The organism is Prescottella equi, from assembly GCF_002094305.1.
GTDB lineage: Bacteria > Actinomycetota > Actinomycetes > Mycobacteriales > Mycobacteriaceae > Prescottella > Prescottella equi.
In genome coordinates this window covers 12,639-26,598 of record NZ_LWTX01000008.1, presented here as the reverse complement: position 1 = coordinate 26,598, position 13,960 = coordinate 12,639, and the positions used below count along the sequence as shown (strand labels likewise).

General features: G+C 69.1%; 12 protein-coding genes. 9 read left to right on the top strand and 3 right to left on the bottom strand.

What is annotated here, in order from left to right:
* Nucleotides 1-180: 180 nt before the first annotated feature.
* Nucleotides 181-906 (bottom strand): DUF305 domain-containing protein, encoded by a 726-nt coding sequence (locus A6I89_RS18410; protein ID WP_013415626.1) that lies wholly within the window; start codon nucleotides 904-906, stop codon nucleotides 181-183.
* An 8-nt stretch (nucleotides 907-914) separates the two neighbouring features.
* Nucleotides 915-1,826 (bottom strand): DUF3105 domain-containing protein, encoded by a 912-nt coding sequence (locus A6I89_RS18405; protein ID WP_005514022.1) that lies wholly within the window; start codon nucleotides 1,824-1,826, stop codon nucleotides 915-917.
* Between the two features lie 168 nt (nucleotides 1,827-1,994).
* Between A6I89_RS18405 and argS the strand changes: the two genes are divergently transcribed.
* The 8 genes from argS to prfA all read left to right on the top strand — a co-directional run bounded on the left by argS (nucleotide 1,995) and on the right by prfA (nucleotide 12,482).
* Nucleotides 1,995-3,647: an arginine--tRNA ligase gene (gene argS, locus A6I89_RS18400; RefSeq protein ID WP_005514021.1), complete on the top strand. Its 1,653-nt coding sequence runs from the start codon at nucleotides 1,995-1,997 to the stop codon at nucleotides 3,645-3,647.
* Complete coding sequence (lysA, locus tag A6I89_RS18395; protein WP_022595174.1) at nucleotides 3,644-5,065, top strand: diaminopimelate decarboxylase; 1,422 nt, start codon at nucleotides 3,644-3,646, stop codon at nucleotides 5,063-5,065. The genes argS and lysA overlap by 4 nt, the downstream gene beginning before the upstream one ends.
* Nucleotides 5,062-6,375, top strand: coding sequence for a homoserine dehydrogenase (locus A6I89_RS18390; RefSeq protein WP_022595176.1), 1,314 nt, complete (start codon nucleotides 5,062-5,064; stop codon nucleotides 6,373-6,375). Before lysA ends, A6I89_RS18390 begins: the two co-directional genes overlap by 4 nt.
* Nucleotides 6,372-7,475: a threonine synthase gene (gene thrC, locus A6I89_RS18385; RefSeq protein ID WP_005514018.1), complete on the top strand. Its 1,104-nt coding sequence runs from the start codon at nucleotides 6,372-6,374 to the stop codon at nucleotides 7,473-7,475. Before A6I89_RS18390 ends, thrC begins: the two co-directional genes overlap by 4 nt.
* Before the next feature lie 35 nt (nucleotides 7,476-7,510).
* Nucleotides 7,511-8,443, top strand: coding sequence for a homoserine kinase (gene thrB, locus A6I89_RS18380; protein ID WP_013415630.1), 933 nt, complete (start codon nucleotides 7,511-7,513; stop codon nucleotides 8,441-8,443).
* 328 nt (nucleotides 8,444-8,771) lie between these two features.
* A complete protein-coding gene (gene rho, locus A6I89_RS18375; protein WP_022595179.1) occupies nucleotides 8,772-10,814 on the top strand; it encodes a transcription termination factor Rho in 2,043 nt (680 codons plus the stop codon).
* A gap of 208 nt (nucleotides 10,815-11,022) precedes the next feature.
* Entirely contained in the window at nucleotides 11,023-11,256 is a 234-nt protein-coding gene (gene rpmE / locus A6I89_RS18370; RefSeq protein ID WP_005514015.1) for a 50S ribosomal protein L31, read from the top strand.
* Between the two features lie 146 nt (nucleotides 11,257-11,402).
* Entirely contained in the window at nucleotides 11,403-12,482 is a 1,080-nt protein-coding gene (gene prfA / locus A6I89_RS18365) for a peptide chain release factor 1 (protein WP_005514014.1), read from the top strand.
* A gap of 12 nt (nucleotides 12,483-12,494) precedes the next feature.
* Here prfA and A6I89_RS18360 read toward each other — a convergent pair whose 3' ends face one another.
* Nucleotides 12,495-12,899, bottom strand: coding sequence for a hypothetical protein (locus tag A6I89_RS18360; RefSeq protein ID WP_022595182.1), 405 nt, complete (start codon nucleotides 12,897-12,899; stop codon nucleotides 12,495-12,497).
* Between the two features lie 142 nt (nucleotides 12,900-13,041).
* Here A6I89_RS18360 and prmC point away from each other — a divergent pair, with 142 nt between their 5' ends.
* Nucleotides 13,042-13,935 (top strand): peptide chain release factor N(5)-glutamine methyltransferase, encoded by an 894-nt coding sequence (gene prmC / locus A6I89_RS18355; protein WP_022595184.1) that lies wholly within the window; start codon nucleotides 13,042-13,044, stop codon nucleotides 13,933-13,935.
* The last annotated feature ends 25 nt before the right edge of the window (nucleotides 13,936-13,960 follow it).

Sequence of the window (13,960 nt, the reverse complement as noted above, 5' to 3'; positions counted from 1 at the left end):
CACCGGAAACCCGGTGTGCCAGTGGGCGAAGTTAGCGTAGCGCATTGTCGCCGATCGTCCACATCGGCTGGTAGATCGGTGTTTTTCTCGTTCTTCCGGTGACGGTCGGCGGTGAAAGCAGACCGGGCGGCGCACCCGCTGGGGGAGCGCCGCCCGGTGGCGTTTCGGCGAGACGGTTCGTCAGTTCATCGGAAGCGGAGAGGCGTTCCGGTCCGCCAGCATGCCGGTGATGAGCGTCGCCTCACCCTGCTGCGTCGAGACCATCTTCTTCGCCAGATTCCGGACGGCCGGAACGTCCGCGTACTGCTCCGCGTACTCCATCATCGGCAGCCCACCCTGGTGGTGCCGCAGCATCAACTGCAGGAACATCACGTCGAGTTCGGGACCCGTGGCCTGACCGAGCGCGGCCATCTCCTCCGGGCTCGCCATGCCGGGCATCTTGCTGCTGTCGTGCTCCTCGGCAGCGCCGGTCGCGGCGGTCCCGTGGCCCGAATGTCCTCCGTGCCCGCCGTTTTCGGTCATCCACGTCATGTAGCCGTCGGTGGGCAGCGGAGCCCGGTCCCACAGCGCCAGCCACCCCTGCATCTGACCGACCTGGTTCTGCTGGCTGGTCAGGATGTCGAACGCGAGGCTCTTGACCTTGGGGTCGGTCGACTTCGTCAGCGCGATCGACGACATGTCGATCGCCTGGTTGTGGTGCACCGTCATGTCCTGGGAGAACCCGACGTCCACGGACGTCTCCGACGGGATGGGCGCGCCCTTCTCGTCGAGGGGCAGTCGCACGAAGAACCCCAGCGCGAAGCCGATCGCGAGGACGCCGATCAAACCCACCACGGCGAGCGCGGTTCGCTGATTCCGGTTGCTCGGCGCGGTGGCGGTCCGGTCCGGGCTGTCGATGTCGGTCATCGCGTCGATCAGCCGTTCCCGCCGGCCGCGGGAGCGGGCGCCTGCTCCGCCCCGGTGGGCATGGGGAGGCCGGAAGGCAGTCCGGCGGCGCCGCCGGTCTCACTGGCGTCGGGCGTGATGCCGCCACCGTCCATCGGCACCGCGTCCGGCCCGGGAGCGCTCGCGTCGAACGGCGGCGGGTTGGCCGGGTCGAACGAGCCGGGAATCGTCGAGCAGCTCGCGCCGACCTCGGGGTAGGCGTAGCGGTTCAGACGCAGCGCCTTGATGAACTGGTCGATGCGCTCGTCGTCGGCACTGTCGACCTTGAGCTGGTGACCCCACGACTGCAGTGAGATGGGGGAGTCCAGGCCCGGGTACGGCGACATCAGCATGTATCCGTCACGCGAGCTAGCGCGCTCCTCGAGCTGCTTGCGCTGCGCGTCGTCGATCGTGTCGGGGTTGTATGTGATCCAGACGGCGCCGTGCTCGAGCGAGTGCACGGCGTTCTCGGTGCGGATCGGATCGGCGTAGACGGTGCCGGTGCACGTCGCCCATACCGAATCGTGCGGTCCACCGAACGGCGGGGTCTGGTCGTAGGCGACCCGCTGGGTCGATTCGACGTGCACACCGGCCGGGTAGTCGACCTTGACGACGCCGTCGATCGACGACGACGGATCCTGGTTGGACTCCGACGGCGTGAACTTCGCCACGGCCTGCTGATCCTGGTACTTCGGGAAGATGTTGACGGCGAGAACGCCGATCAGCGCGACGACGGCGACGACGGCGCCGATGGTCAGCCACGGAACCTGACGCGATGCGCCGCCACCGCGCTTGGCTGCGGGCACACCGCCCTGCTTCTTCTTGGCTGCCTTGATCGCCTTGGCTGACTTGGCCCCCGTTTTGCTACTGCCGGGACCGCGATTTTCCGAACCGCTGGGCATCGATGAGTGCTCTTTCGGTGATGGGATACAGGGCGTCCTCGAGGGGCAGGGAGCCTCCCCGGTCCCCATCAGGCCTCACCACTGTACGTTCCGACCCTGAGGGGAACCTTGGAGACAGGGTGATACTGGGTAAACCGCCCGCTGGTCCAGGCAATAAGATGGACTCCTGTGACTCCAGCCGACCTTGCCGAACTGCTCCGAGGGACCGCCGCGAAGGTGCTCGCCGAGCACGGACTCGACGTTTCCGTACTGCCCGCGACACTGACGGTCGAGCGTCCTCGTAATCCCGAGCACGGTGATTACGCCTCGAATGTGGCGATGCAGGTGGCCAAGAAGGCCGGTGCGAACCCGCGCGATCTCGCCACCTGGCTCGCCGCGGCACTGGCGGCGTCCGACGGCATCGATTCCGCGGAGGTCGCAGGCCCCGGCTTCCTGAACATCCGCCTGGCCGCCGACGCGCAGGGCGCGATCGTCGCCAAGGCACTCGAGTCCGGCGCCGCCTACGGAGCGGGCGACGCGCTCGCCGGCAAGCGGATCAACCTCGAATTCGTCTCCGCGAACCCCACCGGCCCCATTCACCTCGGTGGCACCCGTTGGGCCGCGGTCGGCGACGCGCTGGGGCGCATCCTGGCGACGCAGGGCGGCGACGTGACGCGCGAGTACTACTTCAACGACCACGGCGCCCAGATCGACCGCTTCACCCGCTCGCTCATCGCCGCCGCGCAGGGCGAACCGGCGCCCGAGGACGGCTATGCCGGCGCCTACATCGTCGACATCGCGGCCGACGTGCAGAAGCAGGTGCCCGGCGCGCTCGACCTGCCCGAGGCCGAGCGGCACGAGACCTTCCGGTCCATCGGCGTCGAGCTGATGTTCGAGCACATCAAGCGCACGCTGCACGAGTTCGGAGTCGACTTCGACGTCTACTTCCACGAGAACTCGCTGTTCGAGTCCGGCGCGGTGGAGCGGGCCGTCGAGACCCTCAAGGGCTCCGGCAACCTGTACCACGAGGACGGCGCCTGGTGGCTCAAGAGCACCGACTTCGGTGACGACAAGGACCGTGTTGTCATCAAGTCCGATGGCAACGCCGCGTACATCGCCGGCGACATCGCCTACTTCCAGGACAAGCGTGCCCGCGGCTTCGACCTGTGCATCTACATGCTCGGCGCCGACCATCACGGCTACATCGGCCGGCTCAAGGCCGCGGCGGCCGCATTCGGCGACGACCCCGACACCGTCGAGGTCATGATCGGGCAGATGGTCAATCTCGTCCGCGGCGGCGTCGCGGTGAAGATGAGCAAGCGTGCCGGCACGGTCATCACGCTCGACGATCTGGTCGAGGCGATCGGCGTGGACGCCGCCCGCTACTCGCTCGTCCGCTCTTCGGTGGACCAGAGCATCGACATCGATCTCGAGTTGTGGGCCAGCACCACCAACGAGAACCCGGTGTACTACGTGCAGTACGCACACGCGCGGCTGTGCTCGATCGCCCGCAACGCCGCCGATCTGGGCCTGGGCACGGAGAACCCGAACCTCGGACTGCTCACCCACGACCGCGAGGGAGACCTCATCCGCACCATCGCCGAGTACCCGCGGGTGGTGGCGAAGGCCGCCGAACTGCGGGAACCGCACCGCATCGCGCGCTACCTCGAGGAGCTGGCCGGTACCTACCACCGCTTCTACGACGCCTGCCGCATCCTCCCGCAGGGCGACGAGGAGGCCACCGACCTGACCACAGCGCGACTGGCGTTGTGCGCCGCATCGCGTCAGGTCCTGGCGAACGGTCTCGAGCTGCTCGGCGTCAGCGCACCGGAGCGCATGTGAACGCGCATCCCGCCGGCCCCCGGCACGCCGAGATCCAGCACGCCCCCGGGCTGCCGCCCCGCCCCGCGACGGCGTCCGAGATGACCGCGCTTCCCGAGCAGGTGTGGCCCCGCAGCGCCGAGCGTGGCGCCGACGGCGTCGTCCGCATCGCCGGGGTCCCGGTGACGGACCTGGCCGAGAAGTACGGCACGCCACTGTTCGTCGTCGACGAGGACGACTTCCGCTCCCGCTGCCGCGAGATGGCGCGCGCCTTCGGCGGTGCCGAGCGCGTGCACTATGCGTCGAAGGCGTTCCTGTCCGCCGAGATCGCCCGTTGGGTGCGCGACGAGGGCCTGTCGATGGACGTTGCGTCCGGCGGCGAACTGGCCGTCGCGCTGCACGCCGGCTTCCCCGCCGAGCGGATCACGATGCACGGCAACAACAAGTCCGTCGCCGAACTCGACGCCGCCGTAGCGGCCGGGGTCGGGCACATCGTGCTCGACTCGATGGTCGAGATCGAGCGCCTCGACGAGGTCGCGGCCCGCCGCGGCGTCGTGCAGGACGTCCTGATCCGCATCACCGTCGGTGTCGAGGCGCACACGCACGAGTTCATCGCGACCGCACACGAGGACCAGAAGTTCGGGTTCTCGCTGTCCGGCGGCAAGGCGATGGCGGCCGTCGCCCGCGTCTTCGAGACCGGCAACCTGCGTCTGGTCGGGCTGCACAGCCACATCGGCTCGCAGATCTTCGAGGTCGACGGGTTCGAACTGGCCGCGCACCGCGTCATCGGGCTGATGCGCGAGATCGTCGACCGCTTCGGTGCCGAGAAGACGTCGCAGCTGTCGATGGTCGACCTCGGTGGCGGTCTCGGCATCTCGTACCTGCCGAGTGACAATCCGCCGCCGGTCGCCGAACTCGCGGCCAAGCTCGCGCACATCGTCGCGACCGAGTCTGCGGCCGCGGGACTGCCGGTGCCGACCCTCATGGTCGAGCCGGGCCGCGCGATCGCCGGCCCCGGCACCGTCACGCTGTACGAGGTCGGCACCATCAAGGACGTCACCCTCGACGCCGGTGCGACGCGGCGGTACGTCAGTGTCGACGGCGGCATGAGCGACAACATCCGCACGTCGCTGTACCAGGCCGAGTACGACGCGCGCCTCGTCTCACGGGACAGCGACGGCGCCCCCGTCGTGGCGCGTGTCGTGGGCAAACACTGTGAGAGTGGCGACATCGTGATCCGCGACGCCTGGATGCCCGACGATCTGGGTCCGGGAGATTTGCTCGCCGTCGCGGCCACGGGCGCATACTGCTATTCGATGTCCAGCCGGTACAACCTGCTCACCCGCCCCGCGGTGGTGGCAGTGCGGGACGGCGCCTCACGCCTAATCTTGCGTAGGGAAACTGTGGAAGATCTGCTCAGCTTGGAGGTTTCGGAGTGACCAGCGAATCGGCGCAGCGCGCCATCGGGGTGGCTGTTCTCGGCCTCGGGACCGTGGGCAGCGAGGTGGCTCGGATCATCCGCGAGCACTCGACCGACCTCGAAGCCCGAGTCGGCGCTCGTCTGGAGCTGCGCGGCGTCGCGGTCCGGCGCATCGACGGCGATCGCGGCCTGCCGGAGGAACTGCTCACCACCGACGCCGAGTCGCTGGTCACCCGCGACGACGTCGACGTGGTCGTCGAGGTGATCGGCGGTATCGAGTTGCCGCGCAAGCTGGTGCTCGCCGCGCTCAACGCGGGCAAGTCCGTCGTGACCGCGAACAAGGCTCTGCTCGCCGAGTACACCGGTGAGCTCGCCGAGGCCGCCGAGCGGCAGAGCGTGGACCTGTACTTCGAGGCTGCAGTTGCCGGTGCGATCCCGGTGATCCGTCCGCTCACGCAGTCGCTCGCGGGGGACCGCGTCGACCGTGTCCTCGGCATCGTCAACGGCACCACCAACTTCATCCTCTCCGCGATGGACGAGACCGGCGCCGACTACGCCGACACCCTCGCCGAGGCCGGTCGCCTGGGCTACGCCGAGGCCGATCCGACGGCCGACGTCGAGGGCTTCGACGCGGCGTCGAAGGCCGCGATCCTCGCGTCGATCGCGTTCCACACTCGCGTCACCGCGGGCGACGTGTACCGCGAGGGCATCTCGAAGATCACCTCGGACGATCTCGACGCCGCCAGGTCGCTCGACTGCACGATCAAGCTGCTGTCGATCTGCGAGCGGATCGTCGACGCGAACGGCGGCGAGCGCGTCTCCGCGCGCGTCTATCCGGCGCTCGTCCCGCGCGAGCACCCGCTCGCGGGTGTCAACGGGGCCTACAACGCCGTCGTGGTCGAATCGGCGAACGCCGGCCGCCTGATGTTCTACGGCCAGGGTGCCGGCGGGGCCCCCACCGCGTCCGCCGTCATGGGCGACCTGGTGATGGCCGCGCGCAACAAGGTGCACGGCGGCCGCGGCCCGCGCGAGTCCAAGTACGCGCAGCTGCCGATCGCGCCGATGGGCGACATCCCCACCCGCTACTACGTGAACATGCAGGTCGCCGATCGTGCCGGCGTGCTGTCGGCGGTCTCCGCCGAGTTCGCCAATCGCGGCGTCAGCATCTCCACCGTCCGGCAGGAGGGCGCCGGCGACGGTGCGCGCCTCGTGGTCGTCACCCACCTCGCAAACGACGCGGCACTGTCGGAAACGGTTGCCGCCCTTGCCGAACTCGAATCTGTAACCGCTGTGACCAGCGTGCTCCGACTGGAAGGTACCTCCGAATGACCGGCGCCAACTCCAAGGCCGAAACCAAGTCGACCCCCGTCCACACCCCGTGGCCGGGACTGATCGAGGCCTACCGCGACCGGCTCGCGATCGGACCGAACTGGAAGACGGTCACGCTGCGCGAGGGTGGTACGCCGCTGCTGCCCGCCGGGCACCTGTCGGAGCTGACCGGTTGCGATGTCTACCTCAAGGTCGAGGGCCTCAACCCCACCGGGTCCTTCAAGGACCGCGGTATGACGATGGCCGTTACCGACGCGCTCGCCCGCGGCCAGCAGGCCGTGCTGTGTGCCTCCACCGGCAACACCTCCGCCTCGGCCGCCGCATACGCCGCCAAGGCGAAGATGGGCTGCGCGGTGCTGGTGCCGCAGGGCAAGATCGCGATGGGCAAGCTCGCCCAGGCCGTCATGCACGGCGCACGCATCATCCAGGTGCAGGGCAACTTCGACGACTGCCTCGAGCTGGCCCGCAAGACCACCGCCGAGTTCCCGACCATCGGTCTGGTCAACTCCGTCAACCCGGTGCGCATCGAGGGTCAGAAGACCGCCGCGTTCGAGATCTGCGACGCCCTGGGCAAGGCGCCCGACATCCACGCGCTGCCCGTCGGTAACGCCGGCAACATCACCGCCTACTGGCGCGGCTACTCCGAGTACTTCGCCGACGGCATCACCTCGGTGCGCCCGCGCATGCTCGGTGTCCAGGCGGCCGGTGCCGCGCCGCTCGTGCACGGCGCCCCGGTCAAGGATCCGGAGACCATCGCCACCGCTATCCGCATCGGCGCACCGGCCTCGTGGAACGGTGCCGTCGCCGCCAAGGAAGAGTCGAACGGTGCCTTCCGTGCCGCGACCGACGAGGCAATCCTCGAGGCGTACCGGTTGATCGCCGCGACCGAGGGCGTCTTCGTCGAGCCCGCGTCGGCCGCGAGCGTCGCCGGACTCCTCGCCGCGCACAAGGAAGGTTGGCTGGACGCCGGTCAGACGGTCGTCTGCACCGTGACCGGCAACGGCCTCAAGGATCCCGACACCGCCCTCGCGGGCATGCCGGCGGTCCAGCCGATCCCGGTCGACCCGGTCGCCGTCGCCGCGGCGCTCGAGCTGGCATAGTGACCGCGGCTCCGGACACGGCAGTGGACCAGACGATGACACAGACCCTTCCCGCCGGACTCACCGTCACCGCTCGCGTCCCCGCGTCGAGCGCCAACCTCGGTCCGGGTTTCGACACGCTGGGTCTGGCTCTCGGTCTGTACGACGAGATCACCGTCACCACCACGGATTCGGGTCTGACGATCCGGGTCGAGGGAGAAGGCGCCGACGACGTCCCGTGGGGACCCTCACATCTCGTGGTCCGCGCGATCGAACGGGGCCTCGAGGCCGCGGGTCTGTGGGCAGACGGGCTGGATGTGGTGTGCCGTAACGCCATTCCGCATTCGCGGGGACTCGGCTCGTCCGCGTCCGCTGCCGTCGGTGGCCTGGCCGCGGCCAACGGTCTCGCACTGAAGTCGGCGCCGGAGCTGGCGCTGACCGACGCGCAGCTGGTCCAGCTGTCGTCGGAGTTCGAGGGGCACCCCGACAATGCGGCCGCAAGCGTCCTCGGCGGCGCGGTCGTGTCGTGGAGCGAGGCGGGCGCCGACGACGCCGCGCAGCGTAGCTACAGCGCCGTCCGGCTGCCGGTGCACCCGGACGTCCGCGTCGTGGTGCTGGTGCCGTCGGAGCGATCGTCGACTGCGCTCACCCGGGGCCTGCTGCCGGAGACCGTGCCGCACCGGGACGCTGCGTTCAACGTCAGCCGCGGCGCACTCGCGGTGGTCGCGCTCACCCAGCGACCGGATCTGCTGATGACGGCGACCGAGGACAAGCTGCACCAGGCGCAGCGTGCCCCGGCGCTGCCGCTCACGACGACGTGGATCGCGAAACTGCGCGACGCGGGCATCGCGGCGACGGTGTCGGGTGCGGGACCGACGGTGCTGGCGCTGTCGGTCCGGCCGTTCCCCGATGCGCTCCGTCGCGAGGCCGAGGAAAGTGGTCTGCGCGTGCTCGAACTGGAGGTCGCGGACGGCGTCCAGGTGAACTGACGGAACGCGCCCAGGATGGTTACTGCTCGGTTCTTGCCGAGTAAGGCATTCGCCGCTATCCTGGGCGTGTCCGTACATCGTGCGCTTCAGACGCCGGTGCTTCACCAGGGCAATCACTCCATTTCTACGGGGTATTCCTGGCATGATCCTCACGCGATTACCTCTGCGCTGATCGATCGACAGCACCCGCCTTCTCCGGTGATGTGATGGAGGACAAGGCCGCAATTCCATCCAGCGGATACGGCACATCCGAGTTCAGTCAGTCAACTGAATTGCGGGACGAACCCTCGACTTCGCGCACCGCGAGCGAGGGAAGGAAAGGACCTCCGTGACCGATACGGACCTGATTGCCACGCCTGTTCAAGAATCCCCGGCAGCGTCCGCGGGTGCCCGGGCGGGCAATTCTGCACAGACTTCCGACGCGGGGTCGCGCGAAGGCGCGGTCGCTGCGTCCACCAAGCGCGCCGATGCCCGGCGCGGTGCCGGCCTGTCCGGAATGGTGCTCGCCGAGCTGCGTACGCTCGCCGGCGAACTCGGCATCAAGGGCACCTCGGGTATGCGCAAGGGCGACCTGATCGCCGCGATCAAGGAGCGTCAGGGCGGCGGCGCAGCCCCGTCGGCTGCCGCTGCGGCCGCCCCCGCGGAGGCCCCGGCGCCGCGCAAGGAGCGCGCCGAGACCCGCACCGAAGCCGAGGCACCGGCATCTCCCGCCGCGGGTGAGACGTCGGAGTCCGGTGACTCCGAGCAGGGCGGCCGGCGTAGCCGCCAGCGTCGGGGATCCTCCCGACGTGCCGGCGCTCCCGAATCGGGCGCCGACGACGCCGGAACGCCCACCGAGACCGCGCCCGCCGAGTCCAAGCCCGCCAAGCAGGCCGAGGGCAAGGAAGAGACTCGCGAGCAGGGCCGCGAACAGGGCCGTGAGCAGGGGAAGGAGCAGTCGGCCGAGGACCGCGGAGAACGCGGTGGCCGGCGTGAGCGCGGCGAGCGGGGTGACCGCTCGCAGGGCGGCGAGCGCGGCGAGCGTTCGCAGGGTGGCGAGCGCGGCGAGCGTTCGCAGGGCGGTAACGGCCCGCGCGGCGAGGGTCGTGGCGAACGCCGCGACGCCGACGACGAAGAGGGCGGTCGCGGACGTCGCGGCCGTCGTTTCCGCGAGCGTCGTCGTGGGCGCGACCGCGGTGAGGGCGGCGAGGGTCGGGAGGGCCGCGAGCCCGAGATCCGCGAGGACGACGTCCTGCAGCCCGTCGCCGGCATCCTCGACGTCCTGGACAACTACGCCTTCGTGCGCACGTCCGGCTACCTGGCCGGCCCGAACGACGTGTACGTGTCGATGAACCTCGTGCGCAAGAACGGCCTGCGCCGCGGCGACGCGATCACCGGTGCGGTCCGGGTTCCCCGTGAGGGCGAGCAGAGCAACCAGCGTCAGAAGTTCAATCCGCTGGTGCGGCTGGACACGGTCAACGGTGGCGAGGTCGAGGCCGCGCGCAAGCGTCCCGAGTTCAACAAGCTCACCCCGCTGTACCCGAACCAGCGCCTGCGCCTCGAGACCACGCCGAACATCTTGACGACGCGCGTGATCGACCTGGTCATGCCGATCGGCAAGGGTCAGCGTGCGCTGATCGTGTCGCCTCCGAAGGCCGGTAAGACCACCGTCCTGCAGGACATCGCGAACGCGATCTCGGTGAACAACCCCGAGTGCTACCTGATGGTCGTCCTGGTCGACGAGCGTCCGGAAGAGGTCACCGACATGCAGCGGTCGGTGAACGGTGAGGTCATCGCCTCGACGTTCGATCGTCCGCCGGCCGATCACACGTCGGTTGCCGAGTTGGCCATCGAGCGTGCGAAGCGTCTCGTGGAGGCCGGCCGCGACGTCGTGGTGCTGCTCGACTCGATCACCCGACTGGGCCGTGCGTACAACAACTCGTCGCCCGCGTCCGGACGCATCCTGTCCGGTGGTGTCGACTCGACCGCGCTGTACCCGCCCAAGCGCTTCCTGGGTGCCGCGCGCAACATCGAGAACGGCGGCTCGCTGACGATCATCGCCTCCGCCCTGGTGGAGACCGGGTCCACCGGCGACACCGTGATCTTCGAGGAGTTCAAGGGCACCGGCAACGCCGAGCTCAAGCTCGATCGCAAGATCGCCGAGCGGCGCGTGTTCCCGGCGGTAGACGTCAACCTGTCGAGCACTCGTAAGGACGAGCTCCTGATGAGCCCGGACGAGTTCGCCATCGTGCACAAGCTGCGGCGCGTGCTGTCCGGTCTGGACACGCATCAGGCGATCGACCTGCTCGTCGACCGGCTCAAGAAGAGCCAGAGCAACGTCGAGTTCCTCATGACGGTCTCGAAGACGGCCCCGGGCTCGCTCGCGGACTGACGTCTGCAGCTGCGACCTGATCGACTCGTCCCCGTGCGCCACGCGTCACGGGGACGAGTCGTATCGGCGGGAATCATTCGGCGCGGGGGCGCGTTTATGAGGAAGCGTCCGCCTCTGGCAGAATGGGCGATCGCGTGACAACCATGTCCGGTTCCGGTTCACGGCCTCGAACGGCGAGGACGACCCGGCGGCCATCGAAAGGGACACCATGAAGGCAGGAATCCACCCCGAATACGTTGCAACCACCGTCGTGTGCGGTTGTGGCAACACGTTCGAGACCCACAGCACGGCGACCAGCGGACGTATCAACGTCGAGGTTTGCTCGCAGTGCCACCCGTTCTACACCGGCAAGCAGAAGATCCTCGACACCGGCGGACGCGTTGCCCGCTTCGAGGCTCGCTACGGAAAGCGTGCCGGCAAGAAGGCCGCTGCCGACCAGTAGCTGTCCCGCCGACGCCCGTCCTGCGTTTCTGCAGGCCGGGCGTCGGCTTTTTTGTGCCGACCCGAACCGCGTTTTGCGCACTTGCCGCGGTCCGGAGGTCTCCACACCAACGACAAGTGCGCAAAACGTGAAACAGGGAGCCAAGAATGGCAGGGACGACTCAGCCGTCGGCGATCGACGACATCCTGGCCGAGCACGCGGGCCTCGAGCAGCAGCTCGCCGACCCGGCGCTGCACAACGATCCGTCGGCCGCGCGCAAGGCGGGCAAGCGCTTCGCCGAGCTCGCCCCGGTCATGGCTACGTACGCGAAGCTCAAGTCGGCGCAGGACGACCTCGACGCCGCCCGCGAACTCGCCGCGGACGATGCTGCGTTCGCCGCGGAGATCCCGGCGCTCGAGGAGACCGTCACCGAGCTCGACAAGACCCTCACCGACCTGCTGGCCCCGCGAGACCCGCACGACGGCGACGACGTCGTCCTCGAGCTCAAGTCCGGCGAGGGCGGGGAGGAGTCGGCCCTGTTCGCGTCCGATCTCGCGCGCATGTACGTCCGTTACGCCGAGCGGGCCGGATGGCGTGTGGAGATCCTCGACGCCACCGTCTCGGACCTCGGTGGATACAAGGACGCCACGATCTCGATCAAGTCGAAGGGCGATGTCCGCGACGGCGTCTGGTCCCGGCTGAAGTTCGAGGGCGGTGTCCACCGCGTGCAGCGTGTGCCCGTCACCGAATCGCAGGGACGCGTGCACACGTCGGCTGCCGGTGTCCTCATCTACCCCGAGCCCGAGGAGGTCGAGGAGGTGCAGATCGACGAGACCGATCTGCGCATCGACGTCTACCGGTCGTCCGGCAAGGGCGGTCAGGGCGTCAACACCACCGACTCCGCGGTCCGGATCACGCATCTGCCCACCGGCATCGTCGTGACCTGCCAGAACGAGCGCTCGCAGCTGCAGAACAAGGCGCGCGCGATGCAGGTGCTGGCCGCCCGTCTGCAGGCGGCGGCGGAGGAGGCCGCGGACGCGGAGGCGTCGGCCGGTCGTCAGAGCCAGGTCCGCACCGTCGACCGCTCCGAGCGCATCCGCACCTACAACTTTCCCGAGAACCGCATCACCGACCACCGCATCGGGTTCAAGGCGCACAACCTCGACGCCGTGCTCGACGGCGACATGGAGGCACTGCTCGACGCCCTCGGCAAGGCGGACCGCGAAGCGCGACTCGCCGCCGAGTAGTCAGCTGCCGCTTCAGGTCACGACAGTGGTGGCGACGCCGCCCTGCGCGAGCACACACGGCTGGCCCGCGCCGTTGGTGTAGACCCCGTCCAACACGGTCGTGACGACACCGGGACCGGTGGCCGCGACGAACTCGGCGCGGCTGCCGGTGTTGGTGAGCGTCGCGATGCCGTTGGCGCCCGTGGAGTTGTTGACCCACACGACCCGACCTCCGCCCGCCGGTGGAGGTTCGTCGACGCTGATCGCGAGCCGTCCGCCGGGAAGGGGAGTGGCGTCGGCAACGCCCATCCCGCCGGGACAGATCGCGGGCGCCGGCTGGACGTCGAACGGAGCGGCGTGGGCGAGTCCCGGTCCGATCGACGCTGTGACTGTGAAGGCTGCGGCGGCGAGGATGCGCGCCGCTGTGGCGGAGAACATGGGACGTTCCTTCGTCCGACCTCGGCCTGACGATGACCAGACCGGTCGTATTCTATCGCCACCACGGCCGGACGAGGCCGGTCGCAAGCTGTCCGGCACCTATCCGTGCTGTGGCCGTGACCGACGTGGCAGGCTGTAGCACGTGAGTCGACAACCCATCCGTCTGGCCATCATCGAGGCAGCCGCCGAGTTGGAGCGCGCCGGCGTGCCGTCGGCGCGGGTGGACGCCGAACTTCTCGCTGCGCACGTGCTCGGTGTCGAACGGACCCGGCTGGGGCTGGTGCCGCTGGTCGACCTGTCCGTCATCGAGGAATATCGGGAGCTCGTCGCTCGGCGAGTGCAACGAATTCCGTTGCAGCACATCACCGGATCGACCGCGATGGGTAACGTTTCGCTCGAAGTCGGCCCCGGCGTGTTCGTTCCGAGACCGGAGACCGAACTGCTCCTCGCGTGGGCCCTCGCGCACCTCGAGGCAAGCGGACTGCGGGCGCCCGTCGTCCTGGACCTGTGCACCGGCACCGGTGCCCTCGCCCTCGCGATCGCTCACGCTCGCCCCGACGCTGTCGTGCACGCCGTCGAACTGCAGCCGCAGGCCCTCGCCTGGGCGCGCCGCAACGCGGACCGCAGGCGCGACGCCGGTGACACACCGATCAACCTCGTGCAGGGCGACGTCACCGATCGGGCGCTGCTCACCGACCTCGAGGGCGGGGTGGACCTCGTCGTGTCGAACCCGCCCTACATTCCCGAAGGTGCGGTGCTCGATCCCGAGGTGGCCGATCACGACCCGCACACCGCACTCTTCGGCGGCGCCGACGGGCTCTCGGTGATCAAGCCGATGATCAACAACATCGCACGCTGGCTGCGCATCGGGGGAGCCGTGGGTATCGAGCACGACGACACCAACGGTGACCAGGTGGCCGAGTTGTTCCGCGCCCGCCGCGTCTTCGACCGAGTCGTCGAGCACCCCGACCTCGCGGGCCGGCCTCGTTTCGTCGTCGCGCACCGTGTCGCGACCGACGTCGAGGCGGCACGGTGAGGGCGCCCGCGGCGTGAGTGAAAGG